A 26,341-nucleotide genomic window follows, 5' to 3' on the forward strand; every position below is an offset into this window, starting at 1 on the left:
CCGTATCGACCGCTGCCCCCTGATGGGAAGCGTCGGTGCGGCTCGCGCGCGCTGTTGAAAACCCGCAGGCAACGGATTTGTCAAAAGAATCCGGAGCGGCTAGAAATGACCCCGCCAAGGACTTAACCGACATGGAAGGGCGTTTCGAGCCATGAAGATTGCCACCTGGAACATCAATGGCGTCAAGGCGCGAATCGACAGCCTGCTGGCCTGGCTGAAGGAAAGCGGACCGGATATCGTCTGCCTGCAGGAGATCAAATCGGTCGACGACGGCTTTCCGCGCCTCGAGATCGAGGCGCTTGGCTATCATGTCGAAACACACGGCCAGAAGGGCTTCAATGGCGTCGCGCTGCTTTCCAAGCTGCGGCCGGACGAGGTCAATCGCGGCCTGCCTGGTGACGATACGGACGAACAGTCACGTTTCATCGAAGGTGTCTTCTCGGTCGAAGGCGGCGCGATCCGCGTCTGCTCGCTCTACCTTCCGAACGGAAACCCCGTCGACAGCGAGAAATATCCCTACAAACTCGCCTGGATGCGCCGGCTGGAGGCCTATGCGAAGCAGCGCCTGTTGCTCGAAGAACCCTTCATCCTTGCCGGCGACTACAACGTCATCCCCGAGGAACACGACTGCTGGGATATCAAGGTCTGGCAGAACGATGCCCTCTTCCTGCCGGAAACGCGCGCGGCATTTCGCCGGCTGCGCAACCTCGGCTTCACCGACGCTGTGCGCGCGACGTCGGACGCTGTGCCGCTCTATACGTTCTGGGATTATCAGGCCGGCTGCTGGCCGAAAAATTTCGGCATCCGCATCGACCATTTGATGCTGTCGCCGGAGGCGACCGATCGGCTGGTGTCAACATCCATCGACAAGCATGTCCGCGCCTGGGAGAAGCCTTCGGACCACGTGCCCGTCATCGGGACGTTTGCGTTCGCGCCCGCTTAAGGCGCATTTTTCCAGATCTTAGTGTGTGGAGAATGATCCCTGGGCCGGCGGCGGTTCGGGGAACGCTCGACGATGACAATCAGTCGTCGTCGCCCTGCATGTGCAGGTTCTGCGACAGTGCGATTGCCGTGCGTCGATCGTCCTCGCTGGCAAGCGAGAAGGCCTGCTCCTGCATCGACTGCATCCAGGGCCGATCCTTCGGCGAACACTGGTCGAGTGCCGCAGTCATGAACGCGAGACCACGAACGGTCTGGCCTTCCTGGAAAATCACATTGCCAAAGACGCCCATGGCGCCGGCGTGACCGCTCTTGCGCGCACGATTGAGCCACTTCTTGGCCTGCTGAACGTTCACGCTACCGCCCTCGCCCGACAAGAGCATGCGCGCGAGCTGGAACTGCGCCTCGGCGACGCCGAAGGTCGATGCCGCCTGGAAATAGAGCTGGCGCGCCTGGGACATGTCGGACTTGATCGGGCTGTCGGGAATGCCGCGGCGATAGTAGCCGGCAAGGGAGATCAACGCGTTGACGAAGTAACCGGTGTCTTCCGACCCCGGCTCCACGCCCTCCTGGGCGATTTCGCTATAGATCTTGAAGGCTTCGAGGTCGTTCTCGGCGACGCCGTCGCCATAGGCGTACATGTTGGCGAGGGCCCAGCGGGATCCGGTGTGGCCCTTCTCGGCCGCGTATTTGTAAGCTTCTACGGCCTCGTCCTTGCGGCCATTCTTGTAGGCGGAAAACCCGAACTTGAAGAGCGCGAACGGACCTGATTCCTTGGTGACGCCCGCACCGGGATCAAAAGCGTAGGCCGGCATGGCGAAGGTCCCACAGACCGCCAGCGACACGCCGAGTATCGCAACCTTTAGTGACTTTAGTTCACCCGCAAGCATCACAGTCTAATTCTTCCGTTCCAGCCGGCCACGCCGAACCCATCACCGCTGCAAACACACAAGCCCGGACGACCCGCCGCCGGGAACTGCACCAACTCCGCCGACAAAGCCGGCGCAACCTTTCCACAATGAAACTTCGACATAGTCCCCGAAGCAGTCATTTTGATGGACCACTTGCACTGGCGTGCCGGAGGCCACATTTCTCATGACGGTCATCGATCCAAGTTTCATTTCACCCCAAACGCTGCAGGTATCGCACTCACATTGCAGGCTTGTCCCTATATCGCTGCTCCCTGTTTGTGGCGGGAAATGGACATAGCCGGAACGAGTCTGATCCTAGCAAACTCTAGCATTAAAAGTGTTGCTGAATCGTCACATTGCGGGACAGTGCGGACGCGTGGTTAAGAGGCTCCACACATAAGAAAGGCCCGGTAAAACCGGGCCTTGCAGGATCAGATGACGAAGGATCAGAACTTCACTTTGATCGATGTCGAAATGGCACCGACAAAGTCGTCGTCGAAATCGTAGGAAACGTCGTCACCAATGACGTCGTCACCATACTTCACCGCACCGGAACTGCCGCCGGTCATGATGCCGACAGCACCAGCAAGACGGAACTCAAGGTTCTCGGTCGGCGTGTAGGAAACACCGGTTCCCAGCGTCCAGGTGTCGGTCTGCGTTCCATAACCGTGGCTGGTGCCGCGGTCCCAGGTCAGGCTGACGGCGCCGCTCCACTGATCATTGAACTTGTGGCCGACACCGCCGGTGATCGTCCAGCCGTCACGGTAGAGAAGATCAAGGCTCGTGCATGGCGTAGTACGGGAGACCGTGGCGGGGCAGAACTTCAGGACCTGAAGCTGGCTCCAGTCCGTCCACTTCACCGAGCCAAATGCCGCCCAACCGGGTGCAAAGCCGCTCTGCAGCTTGAGTTCCAGCGAGTCCGGCATCGAAGCCGCACCGTTTACGTCGTATTTCGTACCGGTCACAAGGCCCACACCCGGTACAACGAAGCCCAACTGGCGAAGGTCGATGAAGCCCGAGAGGTTATCCAGATCGACAGCACTGTTGTAGACGAGGCTCGCTCGCAAGGCATACTCGGGGATTTCGTAGGCAGCACCTGCGCGCCAGCCCCAGCCATGCCCTCCAAGCTCGAGCCTGCCAATGCCGGTAAAGGCACCAGCGAGCGGCGTGCCTGTATAATCCTGAACCAGCCGTTCCTTGAAGCCGTTGACTTCCTGATAGAAGACGCCGCCGATCACACGGAACTGGCCTGGCCCCATGTCCCATTTGTAGGAGCAGGTCGCGGCGTAGTTGTCGCTCTCTACCTTCGTTTCGATATTGCTGTTGGCACCGGCCCAGTTCTGCCCCGGATTGGTGTGGGCACCCCAGGGCTGGGAGTAGTCAGCCATACAGTCGACGCTGTCACCAAAGGCCGCCTTAACGCCGACGCGCGGAACCCAGTAGCTCTCGGTGTCGTCAGCAGTATTCGGTCTGTTGTTGAGATTGCCGCCACCAAAAGTCCCGGTAAGGATGTTGGTGTTCCCGGTATCGGTATCACGGACGTTCTTCAATTCGCGCTGCGGATTGACGTAGGTCGCCGACGCTTCCCCCGCATAATCCGACGGGTCGAACAGCAGATCGATGTTGTAACCGCCGCGCTCAAGACCGCCCGCGTGCGCGGCGGAGGCAAACAGCAAACCCGCTGCTACCGACAGAACACCCCGCTTTAAATTCATGTGAGCCATCCAGCTCCTCCCCCTGCACTGCAAAACTGCGACATTCCACCTCATGTCGTGTGGGCCGAAGTATTCTCACGATCCCGTGAAATCGCAAATGCGAGATCTAGCAGTTAGCAGGCTCGATCGGTCACAGAATTTACGTAAGATTCTCATGATTTAGCCACAATGGCGCCAGATCGGAACCATTTTTCCAGAATCATGGATGAAATCCACTGAATTAGAATGGATTTCCAAACCATCGAAAACCTGTGTCGCCTGAACAACATTATCGCTTTTTGCGGTAGAACAGCGAAAAACTCCGTTGAAGTTCCGCTCAAACGCCACGCGCGCTTAATGACCCGCGCAGCAGATTCAACTGATCGAATCAATGCCAAATCTCGATAGGCTGAAGTCTATCTTGTATCTCTAAAATAAAAAATCCGCGGCATTTCTGCCGCGGATTTCGATTTCTGACGGTCAGGCATTCTCTTGAACGCCCTCTCGTTGAATCCGTCGATTAACGGCCTCAACCGGCCTCGGCGACGCGCGTCAGCGCAACGCTCAGCGATTCCTTCTGGAGATCGAGCTCTACGAGGCGTTCACGTTCCGCTTCGACCAGTTCCGGCTTTGCGTTGGCGACAAACTTCTCATTGGCCAGCTTGCCGAGGATGCGCTCGCGCTCGGCTTCCACCTTGGCGATCGCCTTCTCAAGTCGGGCCTTCTCGGCGGAAAGGTCGATCAGGTTGCCGAGCGGCAGGCAGGCCGTTGCCTCGCCAACGACGATCTGGGCGCTGCCGCGCGGCGCAACAGTGGCGTGGTCGATATGCTCGACGCGCGCCAGACGACCGATGGCCTGGGCATGCTGCTGCAGGCGCTCGCGCGTCAGGTTGTTGGCACCGACAACGATCAGCGGCGCGGTTGCCGCCGGCGGGACGTTCATCTCCGAACGGACCGAACGAATGCCCGAAACCAGATCGATCAGCCAGTTGATCTCGTCGGCCGCCGTGTCGTCAGCATAGGACGGCGCCGGCCATTCGGCGTGGCACAGCAGCGTCGAACGCTCCTGGCCCTCGCCTGCCGTCTGCGCCCAGAGCTCTTCCGTCATGAACGGCATGAACGGGTGCAGCAGCTTGTAGATCTCGTCGAGAACGTAGGCGACGCAGGCCTGCGACTCGCGTTTTGCCGCTTCGTCCTCGCCACTGAAGATCGGCTTCAGCAGTTCGAGGTACCAATCGCAGAACTGGTTCCAGACGAACCGATAGAGGCTGCCGGCCGCGTCGTTGAAGCGATAGGCATCGAGCGCCTCGGTGACGTCGCGGATGGTCCGCGACAGCTCCGTCAGGATCCAGCGGTTGACGGTGAGCGATGAGGTTTCGGGAATGAAACCATCGCTGCTGGTAACGCCATTCATCTGGGCAAAACGCGTCGCGTTCCACAGCTTGGTGCCGAAGTTGCGGTAGCCGGCGATGCGGGCCGGGTCGAGTTTCACGTCACGCCCCTGGGCCGCCATGATCGCCAGCGTGAAGCGCAAGGCGTCAGCACCGTATTCGTCGATCAGTTCGAGCGGATCGATGACGTTGCCCTTCGACTTCGACATCTTCTGGCCGTTCTTGTCGCGAACGAGCGCATGGACATAGACCGTATGGAAAGGCTCGACCGGAGTGCCGTCGGCATCCTTCATGAAATGCAGGCCCATCATCATCATCCGGGCAACCCAGAAGAAGATGATGTCGAAACCGGTGACCAGCACGTCGGTCTGATAGTACTTCTCCAGTTCCGGCGTCTCGTTCGGCCAGCCGAGCGTGGAAAACGGCCAAAGCGCCGAGGAGAACCAGGTGTCGAGAACGTCTTCGTCACGCGTCAGGATTTCGCCCGGCTTGAAGTTCTCGAGCAGATCCTCGACATAGGCCTTCATCGGGCCTTCATGCGCCAGATAATGCTGGATCGCCGCGTGCAACGCCTCTTCCTCGGTCTTTTCGACGAAGACCTGACCGTCCGGACCGTACCAGGCCGGGATCTGGTGCCCCCACCACAGCTGGCGCGAAACGCACCAGGGTTGAATGTTTTCCATCCACTCGTAGTAGGTCTTCTCCCAGTTCTTTGGAACGAAGTTGGTCCGACCTTCCTTGACGGCGGCGATCGCGGGCTTGGCCAGCGTCTTCGCGTCAACGTACCATTGCTCCGTCAGACGCGGTTCGATCGGCACGCCGCCACGGTCGCCATGGGGAACCATGTGCTTGTGCGGCTCGATCTTGTCGAGCAGGCCCGCCTCTTCGAAGATGCGAACGATGATCTTGCGCGCTTCGAAGCGGTCCTTGCTTTCGAGTTCGTCCCAGGCGCCGTGCAGGGCAGCCGGATCGCTGAGCCCTTCGAGGAAATCCTCGTTGTCCTTGATCGTGATGCGGCCTTCGATCGTCATGATGTTGATCGCGCGCAGACCGGCGCGCTTGCCGACGTCGAAGTCGTTGAAATCATGCGCAGGCGTGATCTTCACCGCACCGGTGCCGGCGGTCGGATCCGCATAGTCGTCGGCAACGACAGGAATGCGGCGACCGACGATCGGCAGAATGACGTGCTTGCCGATCAAAGGCTTGTAGCGCTCATCCTCCGGATTGACCGCGATGCCGCTGTCTCCGAGCATGGTTTCAGGACGCGTCGTGGCGACGACGAGGTAATCGCGCTTTTCCCACTCGGTCGCCTTGCCGTCTTCATCGAAGGCGACCGGGTAATCGAAGGTTACGCCAGGCTCCAACGGATAGCGCAGGTGCCAGAGGTTGCCGTTGATCTCGTGCTGCTCGACCTCCAGGTCCGAAATCGCGGTCAGAAGCTTCGGGTCCCAGTTGACCAGGCGCTTATCCTTGTAGATCAGGCCTTCCTTGTAGAGCGAAACGAAGACCTCGAGAACGGCTTCGGACAGACCTTCGTCCATGGTGAAGCGTTCGCGCGACCAGTCGCAGGACGCGCCAAGACGCTTCAATTGGTTGAAGATGAGCCCGCCCGATTCGGCTTTCCATTCCCAGACCTTCTCGATGAAGGCTTCGCGGCCCATCTGCCGGCGGTGCTGCTGGCTCTCCATCAGCTTACGCTCGACGACCATCTGGGTGGCGATGCCTGCATGGTCCATGCCCGGCTGCCACAACACATCCTTGCCGCGCATGCGTTCGAAACGAACGAGCACGTCCTGAAGCGTGTTGTTGAGCGCGTGGCCCATGTGCAGCGAACCCGTCACGTTCGGCGGCGGGATCACGATGCAGAAACTGTCGGCGCCGGGCTTGGCACCCGCCCCTGCACGAAACGCGTTTTCTTCGTCCCACTTCTTGGCGATACGCGGGTCGACGGATGCGGAATCGTAGGTCTTATCAAGCATTTTGGAGCCAATTTACGAGATTGATGTCAGCGTCTTGTAAACCGGAACGGCCGGTGCAAGTCAACACGAACGCAAAAAGCCGCGACGATCGCGCGGCTTCTTTCGTGTTCGGATTCGGCATTTAGCGGCGGGGGCCGCGCGCGACGCGTTCGATTTCCTCGCGGACGAGCCGCTCGACGAGCGTCGGCAGATTGTCATCGAGCCATTCCTGCAGCATCGGCCGTAGCATCGCTTCGGCAATTTCATCAAAGGAACGCCGCGATTCCTGATCCACTGCGTGGGCAAGATCGCCGAACGACTGAGCGACCTTGCGGCCGACCTCCGGCGAGACGATCGCGGCAAGCGCCGTCTCCGGCGCGGGCGCTTCCGGCGGAACGACGGCGGCCACCGGCGGAACCGCGCTTAGAACTTCCGGGAGTTCGACTGGCGGCGGCGCTACGACTTCCGGCTCTGCCGGCGCCTCAACTGCAGCAACGGGCTCGATCACCGGCGCTTTCGGCGCGGAAACTGCTGCCATGCGCGAGGTGACGACCGGACTGTCCTGAATAGCGACGACCTGCGGCGCAGGCGGCACCTCACGTCCGGCAAAGCTCGTCGTATGACGCTCGGACGCGGCGCGAACCCGTGCTGCGACATCGGCAAGTGAAAGCGGCGGCTGCGCTGCCGGCGACGGCTCCGACAGCCCGGCCTGGCTGTCCACGACCGGTTCGACAAACGCGGCCTTGGGCGCCTCATCGCGTCGGCCAAAGGCGATCGTCTCGATCTCGCTGTCGATAGTCAGCTCGATCTCGTCGTTGCCCTCGTCCTCGAACTGCTCCTGCGGCGCAAATCCGGCTTGCCCGGGTTCGTTGCTCTCAATGATCTTGCGAATGGATGCCAGGATTTCATCCATCGACGGTTCACGCGCGACATTGAGCTGTGCCATTTCCATCCTCGTTTGACGCGGCAGACATGTGTCCCAAAACTGGACATGCGCCGATTTCCGACAAACCTTAAGTGAGTTCGCGAACGAAACATACGCCACGAATCAACGCTAAGGATTCTTGCACAGATTTGTTTTCAGGGGAAAAAATAGAAACGCCCCGGGGAAGACCCGAGGCGTTGGCAGGTACTCAATGATGCGAACGGACGCCTTAGCGACCGTCAACGGTTCGCAGACCGAACCACTTGTCCTTGACCACTTCGTAGTGCTCTTCGGCACGGTATTCGGCAACCTGCAGGCCCTGATCCTTCACGGTCAGCCGCGCGGCGGCAGCAAGCAGCGAATAGCTCGCAACGACCGCGTCGCGCTGGGCAACGGCCAGAAGTTCCTGTGCCTGAAGCACGTCCTGCTGCGAATCAAGCACGTCGAGTGTCGTACGCTGGCCGACCTTGCGCTCTTCGATCACGCCATCGAGAGCCAGCTTGGCGGCGGAGATCTGCGCCTTGTTGGCGGAGATGCGCGCAATCGCGGCTTCCAGCTGAGCATAGGCGGAGACAATAGTCTGCTGTACCGCCGCACGCGCCGAATCGACGAGGATGCGCTGCTGGCCGAGACGTTCCTTGGCCTGGCGGATCTGGCCGTACTCGGCGCCACCCTGATAGATCGGAACTTCGAGGCGAGCCGTAATGCTCGATGCATTGCTATCGAACTGGCTGGCATTGCCGGTGGTGCGGCCAACCTGGCCCTGCAGCGTCACACCGGGGAGCATCGTGCCTTCCGCCGACTTGACCTGATAACCGGCCGAATCAACGGAGTACTGCGCCGACAGAATGATCGGGCTTTCGCGCAGACCGGTCGCGACGGCCTGATCGAGCGTGCGCGGCAGGGCCTTCGAAGCCGGCGAAGCCTGCTTGATGCCACGCGGCACATCGCCGACGATCTGTACATAGGTCGCTTCGCTCTGCTTCAACTGAGCGACGGCGACGATAAGCTGCGACTGGGCGTTGGCGAGCGAGGCTTCGGCGAGGCTCACGTCCGTTCGGGTGCCTTCGCCCACATCGAGACGGGCTTTCGCCGCGTTAACCTGCTCCTGAAGGAAGGCGATGTTCTGCTTGCGGATCGATACGAGCTGCTGGTCGCGCGCGATGTTGGAATAGATGGTCGCGGCCGAAAGGAGAATCGATATCTCGTTGGCGCGCAGCGATTCGCGGGTCGCAAAGACGTTCGATTCAGCGGCGCGCACATTGTTCAGCGTCTGAAAGCCGTCAAACACCATCTGGTTTACGGTGATGCCGACCTGTCCCTGGTGGAGGTCTTCGCTCAGGGTCTTTTCTCTGTCGATGGTCGAAAGCGTTCCGGACGCGAATGCCGCCACCTGGGGGCGAAAGCCGGACTTGGCAATCGGCACGCTCTCGTCGGTCGCCCTGAGGCCGGCCCGCGCGGCGTTCAGGTCAGGGTTGTTTGCGTAGGCTTTGGCCATTGCGCCGAAGATCGTTTCGGCCAGTACTGCGTGCGGTGCAAGCAGCAAGCTTGTCGAAACGGCGGCCAGGAGGGCCGCTTTGCGGACAATCGACACCATTACTTCTCTCTCCGATCGGGGCGGCAGAGCCTGCCCTCTATTTCCGCGGCGCCGCTCTTTGTGCAAAAAGCGACCCCAACTAGACACGGCGATGAAGCGCTCACACCGCCCACTGGTGAGCAAATCACTACCACTGCACTCTTTGAAACCCGGAATCAGCATTCCGACAACTGCGCAGCCATACTCTGCGCAGCCATTTCAAAAAGAAACAAGTACCGCGTTGCGAATTGGCAACATTGTTATTTTAGCAACGCAATTAATTGTTGATATCCCTCAATAAGCGGGACCTCAAAAAACAAATTCCTGTGCACGACGGAAGCCGGGAAGCGGCTTGACCGCGGTGTTGAAATCGGGGCGCTCGGACGTCTTTCCGTGCTCGTGCACATAGAGTTTAGCGCGAGAAGCATTGCCAAATCCTTCAACGACGACCAGCCGCCCGCCATCGCGCAGCTGCTCGAACAAAGCGGTCGGCAGGACTTCGACCGAGCCGTGAACGAAGATCACGTCATAGGGTGCCTCGGCGGCATATCCCTTCTCGAGTTCGCCGGTCACGACGGCGATGTTGTCGTAGCCGAGGCGAGACAGCGTTTCCGTCGCGGTGGCGGCGAGGCCTTCATCGCTTTCGAGCGCAACGACCGAACCTGCAACCTGTGACAGCAGTGCGGACGCGTAGCCGGTGCCGCAGCCGATCTCCAGGACGACATCGGACTTGGCGATTTCGGCCAGCTGGAGAAGCTTGGCGAGCGGCGACGGCTCCATCAGGAAACGCGGTGCGTTGCCATTGGTAACCTCAAGCGCGATATCCGTGTCGATGTAGGCAAGCTCTTTCATCTTGGCAGGCACGAATTCCTCGCGCGGCACGCTCAGGAACGCGGACAGAACCGAGTGGGACGTGACATCCGTCGTGCGGATCTGGTTGTCCACCATCTTGGTGCGCGCTGCTTCGAAATTCATGGTAGTGCCCTCGTGTCCGGATAGGCGCGGCGCCCGCTTTCGGGCAAGCACGCACGATCGTCTTCTGGCTCCCGTCGGAAAGCCTTTGAGGTAAGCTCATAAATCGGCGCCCGGCCGGTTTCAAGCGATAGCGGCAATCTGCGCCGGAAAAACGGGAGGGAATTGCACTGCGAATGGCGGAGGCAACACGATTGCCGGCCGGGATCAGCGTCCCGGCGCGCCTTCCAGCCCAACGAGGGCAATCTTGGTGTAGCCGGCGTTCTGAATGAGGTTCATCACCGTCATCAGTTCACCGTAGTCGACGGCTTTGTCCGCGCGCAGCAGAACGCGCGTCTCGGTATTGCCTTCGGTCAGGCGCTTCAACTCGTCGGCAAAGCTCTCGCGCGCCGTCTCATCGTTGCCGATCGCCAGAGCCAGATCCGCCTTCAAAGTCACGAAGACCGGCTTGTCGTCCCGCGGAGCCGGCTTTGCAGCCGATTGCGGCAGGTCCACCTTCATGTCCACGGTGGCAAGCGGCGCCGCCACCATGAAAATGATCAACAGCACCAGCATGACGTCGATGAAGGGGGTGACGTTGATCTCGGCGTTTTCATCGAGATCGCCGCCACCGTCGCTGATTTTTCCGGCCATAGGTCACCCGATCCTTGCGATGGTCGTCTCGGTGTGACCGAAGTCCTGGCGGCGCGGCTGCGCCTTGCGGGCCAGGCGATGGTCGAGGTCGCGGCTGACGAGCCGTTCCACGGCCGCCGCGGCATCGGCGAGAATGACCTTGTAGCCACCGACCGAGCGGGCAAAATAGTTGTAGATGACGACGGCCGGGATCGCCGCCACCAGGCCGATAGCGGTCGCCAAAAGCGCCTCCGCGATGCCCGGCGCCACGATCGCCAGATTGGTCGTCTGCGCCTTGCTGATGCCGATGAAGGAATTCATGATCCCCCAGACCGTGCCGAACAGGCCGACGAATGGGCCGACGGAGCCGATCGAGGCCAAGATGCCGGTGCCACTTGTCATGCGCTTACCGGCGCGAACCTCGATGCGGGTCAGAAGCGAGGAAACACGCTCCTTCAGGCCGCCCGTCGGCGCATGGTCGATCACCGCCTCCGAGCGGGCCATTTCGTCGATCGCCGCGGCGACCATTTCGGGCGCCGGTCCCGACTTGCCGTCAAAGGCTCCCTTGACGTCTGCCAGGCCGTTGGCAGCCGACAGCAGGCGAACTGCGCGCGTCAGGCGCGCCTTGGCGCCAAAGAGTTCCAGCAACTTGACCACAAAGATCGCCCAGGTGGCGACGGACGCCAGCGCAAGGCCAATCATCACGCTCTTCACCACCACGTCGGCGGCCATGAACATGCCAATCGGCGAAAGATCATGCGGCAACACCGGGCTTGCTGCACCCTCGCCCGTTGCCGGCCCGCTTTCCGCCGTCACCGGGGCGCCTTCAACGGTTACCGGAGCCCCCTCGCCCGACGTAGCGGCAGGAGCTTGCAGTGTCGGCTGCGCCTGCGTCGCCGGTTCCGCTGGCGGAACGGTTACGGCCGTGCCCTGACTTTCTGCCGTCGGCGCGGATGCGGACGGCGCCGTTGCTCCGCTTTGCGTACCATTAACCGCGGGTGCCTGCGTCGTCGCTTGGGCCAAGGCGGCCGTTGGCGAAGCTGCGGAGGACAGGACCAGCATCGCGGCTGCCAACAAATTGATCGTCGATCGGGCTCGTCTCGGCATCTCGTTCCTCACGTACTGGTCCATTTCGTCGTGTCAGGGCGAAGGGTTTTCCGTCATCCGCCGCTACCCTTGCGCGCTTCCGGGGCTCTTTAAGCAAAGGAAAACCGAATGACAAGGATTTGTGGAGTTTATCAATCAAGAATAATTTCGCAACCACCCATTGCCGGAGCTGGACAGGCGTTTTCAGGGCGTCGGCTGATCTTCGATGAAGGTGTCGCTGCGCCAATCATAGGTGCGATGGCGCTCCCATGGACGGGCAAGCGTCGTGAAAGCCGGCCGGATTTGCATGACGGGTGAGCCCTGCCCTTCCTGCTGCTCCGCCCGAATTTCGATTGCGCCCATGCGGCGCAGCGTCCGTGCGTCGACGATGCGGGCTCGGCGCGGCGCGCACGCTTCCACATCGACCCGCGCGGCGACCACGATCAAGTCTGCCTGATCGCACAGGGCGGGAAAGAGGCGCGGATTTTCGAGGGTGACGATCGTCCAGCCGATGGCGCTGCGCGCCGCACACCATTGCTTGTCGCGGCAGACAAATCGGCCTGGCCGGCTTGCCTCGATGGCCGATGAAAAATCCGCACGGATCGCCGTAGCCTTCTCTCCATCGATCGGCGGCGCTCGTCGGACCGCCTGTTCCATAGCCGGGTAAAGATCATCGGCTGCAGGCGGGAGCATGACCGGCCGCTCGTGCTCCCCCACGGCGAGCGCTCGTTGCCATTGCGAAAATATGAAGTCCGGCGGGCGCGGCCGGTTCGTTGCGATGGCATCATCCGTGACCAGGCCGAGAAGGCGTCCGTCCTCGGCGATCACGATGTCGGGCCGACTCCCATCTTCCAATGCCAGACTGAAGAAGCCTGCACAGATCAGCACGATGCCAGAGATTGCCAGCCAACTGCGCAGCACGCAGAGAAAAACCCCGCCGATCGCGATCAGCACGAAGCCGATGGGTCCGATGCGGCCGGTCACGACCTCGCCATCGAGCGACGTCACGAACCGGGCGACGTCGAGCATCCGATCGAGACCCCACGCCATCGCCATCAAAGGCATATGCTCAAGCCCGAACGGCATCAGAAGCATGGCGAACAGACCGAACGGCATGATCACGATGCTGATCAGCGGCATGGTGAGAATGTTTGCGAGCAGGCCATAGGCCGGCAGCCTGTGGAAGTAGGCGATCGAATAGACCGACGTTGCCAGGCCGCCGATGAGCGAGGTGATGAGGATGCCTGCGGCGACGCCGGTGATGAGGCGCCCCTTGGTGCGGCCGCCAGCCGCTTCGGCCTTGCCGTTGCGCCGTTCGCGCCAGCGCCCGTAGCCGGCAACCAGCGCCAGGGTGGCGGCGAAGGACATCTGGAAGCCTGGCCCGGCCACAGCCGAAGGCATGAGAACCACGATGACGATTGCGGCGAGCGCGACGTTGCGCAGGCTGATCGACATGCGGTCGAAAAACACCGCGACCAGCATGATCGAGATCATGATCCAGGCGCGAAGTGCCGATACGGCGCCGCCGGAAATGAGGATGTAGAGGCAGACCATCAGCAGCGCACCGGCAGCGGCAACCTTCTTGATCGGCGCACGGTGCGCCAGCCCCGGAACCATGCTGAGAACAGTGCGTGCGCCGATCAGAAACGTGCCGGCTGCCAGCGCCATGTTGAGGCCGGAGATCGCCAGCACATGCGCTAGCCCCGCCTGTCGCAGCACCTCGACCGTCTCCCGGCTGATGGCCCTTTCCTCTGCGGTCACCAGAGCCGCCGCTAGCGCGCCGGTATCGCCGCCGATCGAGGCGCGAATCCTCTCGCCAACCGTTTCCCGCATTGCGGCCATCGTTTTTGCCGCTGCCGAACGCAGCGAGAAAGCCGTCCCCGGCTCTTCGGTCGCCACCTTCTCGGATAGTTTGGGCGCGCCGTAGAAAAACCCGACGGCGCCGATTCCCTTGAAATAGCTGTCGAAGGCGAAATCGTTCAGGCCGGGCAGCGCCGGACCCGAGGGCGGAGACAGCCGCGCCCTGCCCTCGATCAGGGCGCCGAGCGGAAACGGCTCTCCGGAGCCCCGCGTCACCAGCGTCGCCTTCAGCGGCTGGCGGCGCAGCTTTGGCCGGCTCGTTTCCTCGATCTCCAGCCCGTAGCGCCACCGGCCGCGATCATCCTGCTCGCGTGAAAAGACCACACCCCGAAGGTTCGTGGTCACCGGAGCGTCGAGAACAATGGTGTCGGTGCGCCATGTCTCGATCGCGACCAGCAGCATGCCGGAGATGAAGAGCGTAACCGCAATCAACGGAGCCCTCAAAGGCGCCAGCCGCCACCGACAGGCCAGCGCTGCTATTCCGAAAATGCACAGCAGCACTGCAAGATTGGCAATCCGGATATCGAAGGGCAGCGCCAGCCAGGCGAGCACGCCGAAGATCAAGAACACCGGGATCAACACGAAACCGTGACCGAATGCCCGTTCCTCTTCGATGGCGGCGAGGAATGCCGGTTTAAGCGCGGCAGGCCGGAAACGGGCTGCGCGGCCCGCAATTGCTTGCCACGATGGCCGGAGAAACAGGGAGAACCGGCCTCGCGTAGGTAATGTCGCGGCGATAACGGCGGCATCGGATCCGGGAAGCCTGAAGCTTCCGCGTTCGACGTCGAGCGACGCTTGCCGCATTTCCGTTTCGCTCATTGCGCCCGCACTTTGGACCCTGACTTCGCGGTCGATCATGCAACCAACGCAGCGCAACTGCAACCGAGGCGCTATCTGCCGAAAAAAGCGGCAAACCTATATAGAATGGTACCGCACCATCATCGGACGAGCTTATTGATCTCTTTGGACTTATTGCCGTAACATGCCATTATTGCGTCGCCATATGCACATTTTCGCATCGCACAATTTGCCTTTCGTACAGCTTGGCAGTCGAAAATAAATCATATAGCAAATTCGCAACGTTCATTGTCGTGGCACGTCTGTGTGCCACGTTGCCATAAGACGGAGGGTCCGATGACTGATAAAACCGCGGTTGTAACACTCGATGGAAAGTCGGCGGATCTTCCTGTGCGATCTGGGTCCATCGGCCCTGACGTCGTGGACATCGGCTCGCTCTACAAGCAGACGAAGATGTTCACCTACGACCCGGGCTTCACGTCGACGGCGTCGTGCGAATCCAAGATCACCTATATCGACGGCGACGAAGGCGTGCTGCTCCACCGCGGCTATCCGATCGAACAGCTCGCCGAGCACGGCGACTTCCTGGAAGTCTGCTACCTGCTGCTTTACGGCGAACTGCCGACGAAGGCGCAGAAGGCTGACTTCGACTACCGCGTCACGCACCACACCATGGTGCACGAGCAGATGTCGCGCTTCTTCACCGGCTTCCGCCGCGACGCACACCCGATGGCCGTCATGTGCGGCTGCGTCGGCGCGCTTTCTGCCTTCTACCACGACTCGACCGACATCACCGATCCGCACCAGCGCATGGTTGCGTCGCTGCGCATGATCGCCAAGATGCCGACGATTGCGGCCATGGCCTACAAGTACCACATCGGCCAGCCCTTCGTTTACCCGAAGAACGACCTCGACTACGCCTCGAACTTCCTGCGCATGTGCTTCGCCGTTCCCTGCGAAGAATATGTCGTCAACCCGGTTCTGTCGCGCGCCATGGACCGTATCTTCATCCTGCACGCCGACCACGAACAGAACGCTTCGACCTCGACGGTTCGTCTCGCCGGCTCGTCGGGTGCCAACCCGTTCGCCTGCATCGCGGCCGGCATCGCCTGCCTCTGGGGCCCGGCGCACGGCGGCGCCAACGAAGCGGCACTCAACATGCTTGCCGAAATCGGCACGGCCGACCGTATTCCGGAATTCATCGCCCGCGCCAAGGATAAGAACGATCCGTTCCGCCTGATGGGCTTCGGTCACCGCGTCTACAAGAACTACGATCCGCGCGCCAAGATCATGCAGAAGACCACGCATGAAGTGCTCGCCGAACTCGGCCACAAGGACGATCCGCTTCTCGAAGTGGCGATGGAACTCGAACGCATCGCGCTCACCGACGAGTACTTCATCGAGAAGAAGCTCTACCCGAACATCGACTTCTACTCGGGCATCACGCTGAAGGCTCTCGGCTTCCCCACCACCATGTTCACCGTTCTCTTCGCGCTTGCCCGTACCGTCGGCTGGATCGCGCAGTGGAACGAGATGATCGAGGATCCGGAACAGCGCATCGGCCGTCCGCGCCAGCTCTATGTCGGCGCTCCGCAGCGCGACTACGTGCCGGTTTCCAAGCGCTAAGACTGACAATCAGCAGAGACAACAAAGCCCGGTCAGCGATGGCCGGGCTTTTGTTTTTGCAGGGTAGGATCGACGTTTCGCACCGGTTGTGGCCGGTCTCGTAATGGCGGCAACACAACGCCACCCTAGCGCGCACTGTGCACCAGGCACCGTCTTCAGAAGTATTGCGGCAGTCGTGCGCTCGGGCGGCGCTAAGTCTTACGGCTGGCTCTTGTTGAGATAGCCAAAAACGATCTTGGCCGCCATCTCGCCCGGCGGATGATCGGTCGTCATGCGCTGCTGCACCAGCGCGTAACCGTCGAGCATCGAGGCCCGCTGCGCCGTTGCGCCCGAAAGCCGCTCCATCCAGCGCGTCAACGCGCCGGGGCGGATCGATTCGCCGAAATATTCCGGGACGATCGGGAAATCCGCGATCAGGTTCGGCAGCGCGCCACTCCAGATGCGGATGCGCTTGTGCAGGAACTTCACCAGGAAATCCGGCGCATAGGTTGAAACCACGGGCACGCCAGCCAAAGCGAGTTCCAGAATGACCGTACCCGAAGCAGCAATCGCCGCGTCGGCTCGATCGAAGGCCGCCCATTTGTCGGCCGCACCGACGGAAATTTCCGGCTGGATCGTCCAGGATGCGGTAATTTCCCGCACCAGCTTCTCCTGGCGCGGGACGGTCGGGAGCAGGAAGCGAATTCCCGGATGGCGGGCTTCGAGTTCCTCGACTGTCGCGCGGAAGATCGGCAGCAGGCGACCGACCTCGCTGGAGCGCGAGCCCGGCAATAGAAGGCATGTCTCAACACGCCCCTCCTTGGCGCCCGCAAGGCGCGGCTGGCGGCTTGCGCGAACGGCGAGCACATTGGCGTCGCTTGCAAGGCGATGGCCGACATAAGTGGTCGGGGGGCCTTGCAGCCGCTCCATCGCCTCCGGCTCGAACGGCAAGACGGCGAGCACGTGATCGACGTAGCCGCGCATGCGCGGTGCTCGCTCCGGCTTCCAGGCCCAGACGCTCGGGCAGACGTAGTTGATGACGGGCAGATCCGGCAATGCGGCGCGCACTTTTCGCGCCACGCGGTGGGTGAAATCCGGGCTATCAATGATCAGAAGCGCGTCGGGTCGGGCTGCGATGATCGCCTTTGCCGTTTGGCGAATACGCATGATCAGCTTCGGCAGACGGGCGAGCACCTGGGTGAAGCCCATGATCGACAGTTCGGAATAGTCGAACAACGAGCGAAGGCCCTCGGCCTCCAGCGCCTCGCCGCCGACCCCGACGAGTTCGACGTCAGAATGGCTTTGCGCCCGAAGCGCGCGGACGAGATCGGCACCCAGAAGGTCGCCGGAAACTTCACCCGCGATCACTGCGAGCTTGTAACGTGGCGCGTTCATCGTCTGATACCTCCGGAAGTGCGCTCCACTCCGGCGACAAAAAGCCCCGCTTGATCGGCGACCTTGACCACTTCGCTACGTTCCAGCACCAGCGCCCGTCCGGCTTCGACGGCAACACCGGCAAGACCGGCCCGCTCGGCAAGCGCGATGGTGGACGGGCCGATCGACGGCAGGTCCGCGCGCAGATCCTGCCCGGGCTTGCAAAGTTTGACGAGAACGCCGCGCCGGCGCGAAGAGACGCGCCCCTCCGCCTTCAAGACAGCGACACGCTCCAGCATGGCGTCCGTGCCCTCCGCGCCCTCGAGCGCTACGACACGCCCGCCGACCGCAACCGCCCCCTGCCCCACGTCGAGCGCGCCGAGCGCGTTGGCCGCAGCGATGCCCGCTTCTATGTCGCGTTGGTCGTCACCGTCAGGGTTCACAGCACCGATGGGGCCTGATTCGGCCAGGAGATTGGGTACCACCTCGTGCACGCCGATGACGTGCGCGCCGCTTGCCTCGATCAGCTGCATCGCCATGCGCAGAACCGCATCGTCCCCGCCCGAGACCAAGGTCTTCAGCACTGACGGTATCTTTGCGAGGGTCCGCAACGTCGGGCGGATATCGCGCCACTCCGGCCGACGCCGAACCCACCCGGACAAGACGACGCGGTCGATGCCCTCTTCTTTGAATGTGCGGCTGATATTGGCGAAATCGCCGATCGCCAGAACCGAATGGTCAAAATCGACCCAATCGGTTTCTTCCGCTTCACGCGTGAGCGCGATGATGTAGGGATCTTCGCCGCGTGCACGAACCGCTTCGGCAACGTGATGAGGCAGCGCGCCGCCACCAGCGATGATTGCGAGCCGGCCGCTGGTCGCCGCGCGGCTCGCAGCAGAAGACATCACGGTCAGGCCTTGCCGCGTTGCGGCGAAGATAGCGCGCGGTCGCTCTCGGCGCCGATGAAATCGAGGATTTCCATGACCGGCGCGCAATCCATATAGTCTTCGCGAATCGCTGCGGCATTGGCGCGGATCGATTCCGGCCCTTCGAAGATCTGCTTGTAGGCGCGGCGAACCACATGGATCGTTGCACGATCGATGCCAGCCCGGCTCATGCCGACGACATTCAGACCGCTCAGCAGACCGGGATTGCCGTTGAGCATGCCATAGGGAATGACGTCGTAGCTGACAGCCGACAGACCGCCGACAAAGGCCTGACGGCCGACGCGGGTGAACTGGTGGACCGCACAGCCGCCGCCGAGAATGACGCGATCTTCGACCGTGACGTGGCCCGCCAGCATCACATTGTTGGACAGGATGATGTTGCTGCCGAGGCGGCAATCATGCGCCACGTGCGAGTTGGCGAGAAAGAGATTGTTATCGCCGACGACCGTCTTACCGCCATGCTCGACGGTACCGGTGTTCATCGTCACGCCTTCACGGATCGTGCAATTGGCGCCGATCAGAAGCTCGGTGTCGACGGCACTGTGATGAACGCTTTGGGAGTCACCGCCGATAACGGCGTTCGGGAAAATCTTCGTTCCCTTGCCGACGGTCGTCCGGCCGATCACCGCGACATGGCTGAGAAGCTCGATATCGTCGCCCAGAACGACTTTCGGCCCGATGTAGCAAAACGGGCCGATCTTGACGTTCTCGCCGATCACAGCACCGCTCTCGACGATCGAGGACGGGTGGATCTTCGCAGATGCTGCAATCATGTTCAGGCGTCTTCCTTGCTGACTATCATCGCGCCGATATCAGCTTCTGCGACAAGTTGCCCGTCAACTTTTGCGTCACAGTGAAATTTCCAGATATTGCCGCGCTGCTTCTGCTTCACGACATGGAATTCGACGCGATCTCCGGGCACGACCGGCTTGCGGAAACGGGCATTGTCGATGGTCATGAAATAGACCAGGTTCGTGCCGGTTCCCACCTTGCGGGCGCAGATCGCGCCGGCAGTCTGCGCCATGCCCTCGACCAGCAGGACGCCCGGCATGATCGGCTGCTCCGGGAAGTGGCCGGTGAAATGCGGCTCGTTCGCCGAAACGTTCTTGATGCCGATCGCCGAATTGTCGCCGTCGATCTCGATGATGCGATCGACGAGCAGAAATGGGTAGCGATGGGGAAGCAGTTTCAGGATTTCCTGAATATCCGCCGTGCCGAGAACCGTTGCTGCTTCACTCATTCGCGCCGCCCTTCTTCTTTTTCTGTCTTTCCTCTGCCCGCATGGCCATTTCCGCAACGTCGCGCAGGAAATCACGCATCGGGCGCGCTGGAATACCGCCGTACCGTTCGCCGGCGGGAACATCAGCCGCCACGCCGCTCATGGCGGCGATCTGGACGCCATCACCAACCGTGATATGGCCATTGACGCCGCTGCCGCCGCCGATCATGACGCCATCGCCGATCTTTGTACTGCCGGCGATGCCGACCCCGCTGACGATGCCGCAATAGCGACCAATGCGCACGTTGTGACCGATCTGAACGAGATTGTCGATCTTCGTACCCTCGCCGATCACTGTGTCATCCATCGTGCCACGGTCGATGGTCGTATTCGCGCCGATCTCGACATGATCCTGAATGATCACCCGTCCGACCTGAACGATCTTGATCATCCCGCCTTTCGGACCCGGCGCATAGCCGAAGCCGTCCTGACCGATGCGAGCGCCGGGGTGAATGATCACGCTGTTGCCGACGAGAGCGCAAAGCACGCTTGCACCTGCGGCAATCGTGCACTCGCGACCGATGCGCACGCCTGGGCCGATGACCGCGCCGGCCGCGATCCGCGTGCCGCGGCCGATCTCGGCGCCGGCACCAACCACAGCCGTCGGTTCGACCTCGACATCGTCCTCAAGCCGCGCCGTCGGATCCACGAACGCCCCAGGCGCGATGCCGCGCAGGCTCGTATTGCGTGCCGGACGCATCGCAATCTCGTGCAACAACGTGCCGGCAAGCGCAAAGGCCGTGTGCGGCCGCGCTGTCAAAAGGACGGGAATATGTGCAGGGACGAGAGACGAAATCGTCTTATCGCAAATGATCGCCGATGCTTCACACGTTTCGAGCTCGGCACGGCTCTTGCGAGACAACATATAGCAGACGTCCCCGGGCTTTGCCCGATAGACCGGCGCTACGGAGCGGACAGCACGGTCAGCGACCGCGACATCCACCAATTCCGCCCCAATTCGATCCGCCAGGTCGCCCAGGCGGATCCCATCGTGGGGCGGAAAAAACCAGTTCTGTTCCATGTACACTCCAGAACGATCTTTTCTGGCAGTTCTGGACTGCTTCTTATCAGAACGACGACGAAATACCGAACTTCAGGTTCTGAACCCGGTCGAAATCTTCCTTGGCAACCGGCCATGCGTAGTCGACTCGCAGCGGACCGAAGGGCGAAGCCCAGATCAGACCAATACCGACCGAGGCGCGCAGCGAGGCGTCGTTGCCCTGGACCGATTCACCAGGACCGGTGAGCGCGACCTTGTTGCTGTAGAGCGTTCCTGCGTCAGCGAAGACCGCACCGCGGAAGCCGCTGTCACGCGGGATACCCGGAAGCGGGAACGTCGCCTCGGCCGAAGCCGTGAAATAGGTCGTACCACCGAGCGAGTCACCCGATTGCTTTTCGCGCGGGCCGATACCGTTCCGCTCGAAGCCGCGGATGTCGCTGGTGCCGAGCTGGAACTGGTCGAAGACCTGCAGATCGCTACCGGTCTCGAAGATATGGCCAGCGCTACCGCCGAGCGAGGCGATGATGTCGGCTTCGTCGTTGACCGTGTAGTACCACTTGGCCTTACCGGTCATTTTGTAGAAGTCGGAGTCACCGCCGAGGCCGGCGAATTCATGCGTGAAGGTCGCAAGAATGCCGTCATGCGGCAGCTGCGCATCGTCGAGCGTGTTGTAGGTGATCGACTGCGACACCGACGAACGGACCCAGTTGCCGCCGTCGATCGCACGAATGTAGGGCGACGAAAGCTTCGACCGGTCACCGCTATAATCGAACTGCGTGAAGTTGTAACGCAGCGTCGTCGACAGGTTCTCGGTGATCGGCGCGGTCACGCGCAGGCTGAAGCCCTGATCTTCGTAGCTGTAGTTGTCGTCATCGAAGTCGTTTTCGTTCTTGAAGACGTCGAAGCCTGCGGCCAGACGATAGCCGAGGAAATACGGCTCCGTGAACGAAACGTTGTACGTGCGGCTCTCGTCACCACGACCAGCGGCAACGCGGATGTACTGACCACGGCCGAGGAAGTTCTTTTCTTCGATCGAAGCTTCGACGAGGAAGCCACCACCGCTACCGGCGGAGTAACCTGCACCGATACCGAACGAACCGGTCGACTGATCCTGTACGTCGACGATCACGACAACACGGTCAGCGGCGCTGCCCGGAGCGGTCGAAACGTTGACCGTCGAGAAGTAACCGAGAGCCTCGAGACGACGCTTGGCGCGCGCTACCATTTCCTGGTTGAAGGCGTCGCCTTCACCCATGTCGAACTCGCGACGGATAACGTAGTCGCGGGTACGGGTGTTGCCGCGGATTTCGATACGCTCGACATAGGCGCGCTCGCCCTGGTCGACGAGGTAGTCGACGGCGATCGTGTGGTTGCCGAGATCGCGGTTGCCGCGAGGCGTGACGCGAGCGAACGGGTAGCCAGCCGAAGCGACGCGCTTCGAGATCTCGGTCATCGTCGCCTGAACGTCCTTGGCCTTGTAGACCGAACCCTGACGGCTGACGATAAGCCCCTTCAGTTCTTCGGCGTTGATGCCCTCAACGGTCGATTCGACATTGACGGAACCAAAGTCGTAGCGCGGACCTTCTTCGACTGTGATCGTCACCGTGTATTCGTTGGTCGCTTCATTCAGGGTCGCATCCGAAGTAACGACCTGGAAGTCGGCGTAGCCGCGGTTGTAGTAGAACTGACGTAGCAGTTCTTCGTCCGCGCGCAGCTTGTCAGGATTGTAGACGTCCTTCCGCGTAATGAAGGAGAAGATGCCCGATTCCTTCGTCGCGATGACCGACTGCAGACGACCGTCGCTGTAGGCTTCGTTGCCGACGAAGTTGATCTGAGAAATCTTGGTGCGCTCGCCTTCGTTGATGACGAACGCGAGGTTGACGCGACCTTCGGCGACAGGAACGACCTGCGTCGTCACCGTGACATCGCCACGACCGATCGCCGCATAGGCGTCCTTGATCGACTGGATGTCCGTCTCGACCGTCGCTTCGCTGTAAGGACCGAGCGGCTGCGTGCGCACGACGCCCTGCAGCTTGTCGTCCTTGATCTTGCGGTTGCCGTTGAAGACGACCTGGTTGACAAGCTGATTCTCGCTGACGCTGACGACCAGCGTGCCGCCGGAAACATTGATGCTGACGTCGGAGAAGTAGCCGGTCGCATACAGGCGCTTCACAGAAGCGTCGATGTCGGTGTTGTTGAAGCTCTTGCCCGGAACGATCGTGATGTTGGCGCGAACCGTCTCAGCGCTGACGCGCGTGGCGCCGCGCACTTCGACACGATTGATGACCGCAGCTTCTGCAACGGACGTGCCTGCGAGCAACCCAACACCAGCGCCGGAAACAACAATGCTTGTTGACAGCGCAGCCGCCGACACCGCGTTCAAAAACCTTGAACCAGCTTTCATGTTCAAATCTTACCTTTTCCAAACGTCGCGCGGCAGTTTCGTGCCGACTCCGGTCACGGTTGCCGTTTTAACCGCTTTTCCCATACAAGCAAGCCAGCTCGTTAATTTCTGTTTACTTCAATTCGAACCGTGGCTTAACGGCCACTACAGCTTCGATTTATCGTAAACAAAACCTTTCGTCGCAAGCCGTTGAAAACCAATCGTTCACAGTATCCGTCGAAATCCCCCTCGCCGTTTCCCCGGCCGAACGCTAGCCGAAGAACATCGATATGTCGTTCCAGGTGGCAAAGACCATGAGCATCAGCACCATGGCAAAACCGATCCGGTAGGCGACATCCTGCGCGGCCGGGCCCACCGGCCTTCCGCGCAAGGCCTCAACCGCATAGAACATCAAGTGGCCGCCATCAAGCACCGGAACGGGCATGAGGTTAAGCAATCCTATGGAAACAGACAGGATCGCGGCAATATTCAGCAAAAACGGAATTCCAAGCGTCGCCATCTGCCCCGAGACCTTGGCGACGCGGATCGGTCCGCCGATCTGATCCGCCTTCATCCGCCCGGTCACGACATTGGAGAGATAGTCGAAAGTACCGGTGACAACGTGCCAGCTTTGCAGGACGCCCTGCCCGACGGCCTCGATCGGACCATAGCTGACCGTGCGGAAATTGCCGGCTTCCTGGTCGGTCAGGATACCGATGACGCCGATTTCCATCTTGTTGCCAAACTGATCCGTGAGCTCGGTACGCTGCGGCACCATGGACAGATCGAGCATCGCGCCGTTGCGTTCGATTCGGATCGAAATCGGCATTTCCGGGCGAACACTGACGTAGCGGCGAACGTCGTCGAAGGTGACGACGGGCGTGCCGTCGATCGAAATCAGACGGTCTCCCGGCACGACACCGGCTTGCGCAGCAGCACTGTTCTCATTCACCCGCGCAACCACCGGATCGGCGACCTGACGCCCGTAGACGGAAAACAGCACGGCAAAGATGGCGATGGCGAGAATGAAGTTTGCGATCGGTCCGGCGGCGACGGTTGCCGCACGCTTCCACAATTTGGCGCCGAGGAAGGTCTGGCTGCGCTCTTCCGGCGCCAGCGCCTCCAGGCGCTTGTAGTCCGGCACGCTCGCCGCATCCTCGTCGCCGTAGAACTTGACGTAACCGCCAAGGGGAATCGCCGCCAGTTTCCACCGCGTTCCGTGCCGATCGGTCCAGCCGACGAGCTCAGGGCCAAAGCCGATCGAAAAAGCCAGAATGCGGATGCCCGACCAGCGGCCAACGAGGTAGTGGCCCATCTCGTGCACAAAGACCAGCAGCGTCAGCACCAGAAGAAATGGGACGACGTAGCCGGTCAGAATCTGAAGGGCATCAAGCAGATATGTCATGAACGTTCCTCAAGCACCCGCGGGCCTAAGCTCAAAGGCTATACAGGACGGATCCGAAAGCGATCTGGCGCCCATCGCTGACGAAATACTGAACCATGACCAGAATCAACGCCGCGACACACGCGAAAATCAACCCGTCGACCCGATCCATAACGCCGCCATGCCCCGGAATGAGACGGCTGGAATCCTTCACCCCAAAACGGCGCTTGATGAAGGATTCGAACAAGTCTCCCACTTGGCTGGCGACGGAAAGCACCAGCGCAATGATCGGAATGCGGAGATCTTGCAGTGAAAAATAAGCCATAAAGACGGCAACACCGGCAACAATGCCGCAAATTGTGCCACCGATGGCACCCGACCATGTCTTGCCGGGCGATATGCGTGGCGCGAGCTTCGGTCCACCGATCGCGCGGCCGGTAAAATAGGCGAAGATGTCGGTCGCCCAGACGACGGCAAAGACGAACAGCGTCGCCATCAAGCCAAGATCGTCGGCGCCGCGAAGGGCCGCAAGCGAAATGCCGGTCAGCCCGGCATAGGCGATGCCACCCGGCAGCCACCAACTGGTCTTCTGCAGAAATACCCAAAGGACAGTGAGAACTACAAAAGCGGCTAGGACCGGAAGGCTGTAGCCGATATAGCCGGTCACGATCAGGCCGGCGATGATCACGACGCCCAGCCAACCAACGGCATTGCCTTGGAAATCCCGCTCCTGGAGGTCCGTGATCGTCGACCACTCATAATAGACGAGCAGCGCAATCAGCGCCGACAGCAACTGAAACGCCAAACCGCCGAACCAGGTCGCCGCTAGTGTCACCGCTGCGAGGACCACGCCCGAAGCGATACGAAGCTTAAGTTCAGTCTGCATCAGGAACCGACCGCCAACGTGGGCTCGGCGACGCCGCCGAAGCGGCGCTCGCGGCAGGCGTATTTTTCAAGCGCCGCCTGGAACGTTTCGCGCGTAAAGTCCGGCCACAACTCCGGAACGAAGATCAGTTCCGAATAGGCGCCCTGCCAAAGAAGGAAATTCGAGAGACGCTCTTCGCCGCTGGTGCGGATGATCAGGTCCGGATCGGGAATGTCCGACGTGTCCAGCATCGCCGCGATACGCTCGGGGTTGATGTCTTCCGGCCGCAAGCGTCCTTCGGCGACTTCCGTCGCCAGCCGCCGCATGGCTCGTGTCATTTCGTCCCGGGCGCCGTAATTGAAGGCAATGACGAGCGTAATCCCGGTATTTGCCCGCGTCGTTTCTTCCGCCTCCACCAGCAACGGTAGAATGTCGCCTCTGAGGTTGGAGCGGTCACCGATGACTCGGATGCGGACATTCTCGCGGTGCAGATCGGCAAGATCCCGGCGGATAAAGGTCTTGAGCAGCCCCATCAGATCGCTGACTTCCGCCGCCGGCCTGCTCCAGTTTTCCGAGGAAAAGGCAAAAAGCGTGAGGTAGCGGATCCCCAAGTCGCCCGCCGTCTTGACGGCGGCGCGAACGGTCTCGACACCCTTGCGGTGCCCCATCGTGCGCGGCAGACCACGCGCGTTCGCCCAACGCCCGTTGCCATCCATGATGATGGCAACATGTTCCGGAACGGTCGTGGAAGTGAGGTTTTGCATAAGGCGTCCGCGAAAGGA

21 protein-coding genes are annotated in these 26,341 nt (G+C 61.1%); 3 read left to right on the forward strand and 18 right to left on the reverse strand.

Annotated elements, in window-relative coordinates:
- The first annotated feature begins 151 nt into the window (after positions 1–151).
- The gene (gene xth, locus BLU15_RS12320; protein ID WP_060607481.1) at positions 152–943 is read left to right on the forward strand and encodes an exodeoxyribonuclease III; all 792 of its coding nucleotides are present in this window, start codon (positions 152–154) and stop codon (positions 941–943) included.
- Between the two features lie 79 nt (positions 944–1,022).
- On the opposite strand, the gene exoR is transcribed toward xth, so the two are convergent.
- From exoR to BLU15_RS12365, 9 genes are all read right to left on the reverse strand, one after another.
- Complete coding sequence (gene exoR, locus BLU15_RS12325; RefSeq protein WP_034796672.1) at positions 1,023–1,829, reverse strand: exopolysaccharide production regulator ExoR; 807 nt, start codon at positions 1,827–1,829, stop codon at positions 1,023–1,025.
- A 467-nt stretch (positions 1,830–2,296) separates the two neighbouring features.
- Positions 2,297–3,574 (reverse strand): outer membrane protein transport protein, encoded by a 1,278-nt coding sequence (locus BLU15_RS12330; RefSeq protein WP_034796673.1) that lies wholly within the window; start codon positions 3,572–3,574, stop codon positions 2,297–2,299.
- Between the two features lie 499 nt (positions 3,575–4,073).
- Positions 4,074–6,914, reverse strand: coding sequence for a valine--tRNA ligase (locus tag BLU15_RS12335; RefSeq protein ID WP_090295648.1), 2,841 nt, complete (start codon positions 6,912–6,914; stop codon positions 4,074–4,076).
- A gap of 121 nt (positions 6,915–7,035) precedes the next feature.
- The gene (locus BLU15_RS12340) at positions 7,036–7,839 is read right to left on the reverse strand and encodes a PopZ family protein (RefSeq protein ID WP_060516970.1); all 804 of its coding nucleotides are present in this window, start codon (positions 7,837–7,839) and stop codon (positions 7,036–7,038) included.
- Between the two features lie 208 nt (positions 7,840–8,047).
- Positions 8,048–9,415: a TolC family outer membrane protein gene (locus BLU15_RS12345; RefSeq protein WP_034796676.1), complete on the reverse strand. Its 1,368-nt coding sequence runs from the start codon at positions 9,413–9,415 to the stop codon at positions 8,048–8,050.
- A 288-nt stretch (positions 9,416–9,703) separates the two neighbouring features.
- The gene (locus tag BLU15_RS12350; RefSeq protein WP_060583185.1) at positions 9,704–10,369 is read right to left on the reverse strand and encodes a protein-L-isoaspartate O-methyltransferase family protein; all 666 of its coding nucleotides are present in this window, start codon (positions 10,367–10,369) and stop codon (positions 9,704–9,706) included.
- Between the two features lie 204 nt (positions 10,370–10,573).
- Positions 10,574–10,999 carry a TonB system transport protein ExbD gene (gene exbD / locus BLU15_RS12355; protein WP_034796684.1) on the reverse strand — a complete coding sequence of 142 codons (426 nt, stop codon included), beginning with the start codon at positions 10,997–10,999 and terminating at the stop codon, positions 10,574–10,576.
- 3 nt (positions 11,000–11,002) lie between these two features.
- Positions 11,003–12,085 carry a tonB-system energizer ExbB gene (gene exbB, locus BLU15_RS12360; RefSeq protein WP_244546738.1) on the reverse strand — a complete coding sequence of 361 codons (1,083 nt, stop codon included), beginning with the start codon at positions 12,083–12,085 and terminating at the stop codon, positions 11,003–11,005.
- Positions 12,086–12,268: 183 nt separating this feature from the next.
- Complete coding sequence (locus tag BLU15_RS12365) at positions 12,269–14,743, reverse strand: ComEC/Rec2 family competence protein (RefSeq protein WP_244546739.1); 2,475 nt, start codon at positions 14,741–14,743, stop codon at positions 12,269–12,271.
- Between the two features lie 315 nt (positions 14,744–15,058).
- Here BLU15_RS12365 and gltA point away from each other — a divergent pair, with 315 nt between their 5' ends.
- A complete protein-coding gene (gene gltA / locus BLU15_RS12370; RefSeq protein WP_034796688.1) occupies positions 15,059–16,348 on the forward strand; it encodes a citrate synthase in 1,290 nt (429 codons plus the stop codon).
- A gap of 198 nt (positions 16,349–16,546) precedes the next feature.
- Here the strand turns inward: gltA and lpxB are convergent, their stop codons facing one another.
- From lpxB to bamA, 6 genes are read right to left on the reverse strand one after another with little or no spacing between them, the layout of a single operon-like run.
- Complete coding sequence (gene lpxB / locus BLU15_RS12375) at positions 16,547–17,722, reverse strand: lipid-A-disaccharide synthase (RefSeq protein ID WP_090295651.1); 1,176 nt, start codon at positions 17,720–17,722, stop codon at positions 16,547–16,549.
- Entirely contained in the window at positions 17,719–18,606 is an 888-nt protein-coding gene (locus BLU15_RS12380) for an LpxI family protein (RefSeq protein ID WP_060585276.1), read from the reverse strand. Before BLU15_RS12380 ends, lpxB begins: the two co-directional genes overlap by 4 nt.
- Before the next feature lie 5 nt (positions 18,607–18,611).
- Complete coding sequence (gene lpxA / locus BLU15_RS12385; RefSeq protein ID WP_162731877.1) at positions 18,612–19,427, reverse strand: acyl-ACP--UDP-N-acetylglucosamine O-acyltransferase; 816 nt, start codon at positions 19,425–19,427, stop codon at positions 18,612–18,614.
- Positions 19,424–19,888, reverse strand: coding sequence for a 3-hydroxyacyl-ACP dehydratase FabZ (fabZ, locus tag BLU15_RS12390; RefSeq protein WP_034796695.1), 465 nt, complete (start codon positions 19,886–19,888; stop codon positions 19,424–19,426). Before fabZ ends, lpxA begins: the two co-directional genes overlap by 4 nt.
- Positions 19,881–20,948: a UDP-3-O-(3-hydroxymyristoyl)glucosamine N-acyltransferase gene (gene lpxD, locus BLU15_RS12395; protein WP_034796696.1), complete on the reverse strand. Its 1,068-nt coding sequence runs from the start codon at positions 20,946–20,948 to the stop codon at positions 19,881–19,883. The genes fabZ and lpxD overlap by 8 nt, the downstream gene beginning before the upstream one ends.
- Positions 20,949–20,994: 46 nt before the next feature.
- Complete coding sequence (gene bamA, locus BLU15_RS12400) at positions 20,995–23,331, reverse strand: outer membrane protein assembly factor BamA (protein ID WP_060607504.1); 2,337 nt, start codon at positions 23,329–23,331, stop codon at positions 20,995–20,997.
- Between bamA and BLU15_RS39525 the strand changes: the two genes are divergently transcribed.
- Positions 23,273–23,497: a hypothetical protein gene (locus BLU15_RS39525; RefSeq protein WP_162251000.1), complete on the forward strand. Its 225-nt coding sequence runs from the start codon at positions 23,273–23,275 to the stop codon at positions 23,495–23,497. The two genes, bamA and BLU15_RS39525, sit on opposite strands and share 59 nt — an antisense overlap.
- Before the next feature lie 84 nt (positions 23,498–23,581).
- Here the strand turns inward: BLU15_RS39525 and rseP are convergent, their stop codons facing one another.
- Genes rseP through BLU15_RS12415 form a run of 3 tightly spaced genes read right to left on the reverse strand, consistent with a single transcriptional unit; the run spans position 23,582 to position 26,323 of the window.
- Positions 23,582–24,715 carry an RIP metalloprotease RseP gene (gene rseP, locus BLU15_RS12405; RefSeq protein ID WP_090295657.1) on the reverse strand — a complete coding sequence of 378 codons (1,134 nt, stop codon included), beginning with the start codon at positions 24,713–24,715 and terminating at the stop codon, positions 23,582–23,584.
- 31 nt (positions 24,716–24,746) lie between these two features.
- Entirely contained in the window at positions 24,747–25,580 is an 834-nt protein-coding gene (locus BLU15_RS12410) for a phosphatidate cytidylyltransferase (protein ID WP_090295660.1), read from the reverse strand.
- A complete protein-coding gene (locus BLU15_RS12415; RefSeq protein ID WP_090295662.1) occupies positions 25,580–26,323 on the reverse strand; it encodes an isoprenyl transferase in 744 nt (247 codons plus the stop codon). The genes BLU15_RS12410 and BLU15_RS12415 overlap by 1 nt, the downstream gene beginning before the upstream one ends.
- Positions 26,324–26,341 lie beyond the last annotated feature (18 nt).

This window comes from Ensifer sp. YR511 (genome assembly GCF_900103045.1).
GTDB classification, from domain to species: domain Bacteria; phylum Pseudomonadota; class Alphaproteobacteria; order Rhizobiales; family Rhizobiaceae; genus Ensifer; species Ensifer adhaerens.

Bases quoted from the DNA above. Each gene is read 5' to 3' on its own strand.
- BLU15_RS12340 (WP_060516970.1), bottom strand. From the start codon at position 7,839: ATGGCACAGCTCAATGTCGCGCGTGAACCGTCGATGGATGAAATCCTG.
- BLU15_RS12365 (WP_244546739.1), bottom strand. From the start codon at position 14,743: ATGAGCGAAACGGAAATGCGGCAAGCGTCGCTCGACGTCGAACGCGGA.
- BLU15_RS12380 (WP_060585276.1), bottom strand. From the start codon at position 18,606: ATGTCTTCTGCTGCGAGCCGCGCGGCGACCAGCGGCCGGCTCGCAATC.
- fabZ (WP_034796695.1), bottom strand. From the start codon at position 19,888: ATGAGTGAAGCAGCAACGGTTCTCGGCACGGCGGATATTCAGGAAATC.
- exbB (WP_244546738.1), bottom strand. From the start codon at position 12,085: ATGCCGAGACGAGCCCGATCGACGATCAATTTGTTGGCAGCCGCGATG.
- rseP (WP_090295657.1), bottom strand. From the start codon at position 24,715: ATGACATATCTGCTTGATGCCCTTCAGATTCTGACCGGCTACGTCGTC.
- BLU15_RS12410 (WP_090295660.1), bottom strand. From the start codon at position 25,580: ATGCAGACTGAACTTAAGCTTCGTATCGCTTCGGGCGTGGTCCTCGCA.
- xth (WP_060607481.1), top strand. From the start codon at position 152: ATGAAGATTGCCACCTGGAACATCAATGGCGTCAAGGCGCGAATCGAC.
- lpxB (WP_090295651.1), bottom strand. From the start codon at position 17,722: ATGAACGCGCCACGTTACAAGCTCGCAGTGATCGCGGGTGAAGTTTCC.
- BLU15_RS12335 (WP_090295648.1), bottom strand. From the start codon at position 6,914: ATGCTTGATAAGACCTACGATTCCGCATCCGTCGACCCGCGTATCGCC.
- BLU15_RS12330 (WP_034796673.1), bottom strand. From the start codon at position 3,574: ATGGCTCACATGAATTTAAAGCGGGGTGTTCTGTCGGTAGCAGCGGGT.
- BLU15_RS12415 (WP_090295662.1), bottom strand. From the start codon at position 26,323: ATGCAAAACCTCACTTCCACGACCGTTCCGGAACATGTTGCCATCATC.
- exbD (WP_034796684.1), bottom strand. From the start codon at position 10,999: ATGGCCGGAAAAATCAGCGACGGTGGCGGCGATCTCGATGAAAACGCC.
- BLU15_RS39525 (WP_162251000.1), top strand. From the start codon at position 23,273: ATGCTTGTTGACAGCGCAGCCGCCGACACCGCGTTCAAAAACCTTGAA.
- lpxD (WP_034796696.1), bottom strand. From the start codon at position 20,948: ATGGAACAGAACTGGTTTTTTCCGCCCCACGATGGGATCCGCCTGGGC.
- bamA (WP_060607504.1), bottom strand. From the start codon at position 23,331: ATGAAAGCTGGTTCAAGGTTTTTGAACGCGGTGTCGGCGGCTGCGCTG.
- exoR (WP_034796672.1), bottom strand. From the start codon at position 1,829: ATGCTTGCGGGTGAACTAAAGTCACTAAAGGTTGCGATACTCGGCGTG.
- BLU15_RS12350 (WP_060583185.1), bottom strand. From the start codon at position 10,369: ATGAATTTCGAAGCAGCGCGCACCAAGATGGTGGACAACCAGATCCGC.
- BLU15_RS12345 (WP_034796676.1), bottom strand. From the start codon at position 9,415: ATGGTGTCGATTGTCCGCAAAGCGGCCCTCCTGGCCGCCGTTTCGACA.
- gltA (WP_034796688.1), top strand. From the start codon at position 15,059: ATGACTGATAAAACCGCGGTTGTAACACTCGATGGAAAGTCGGCGGAT.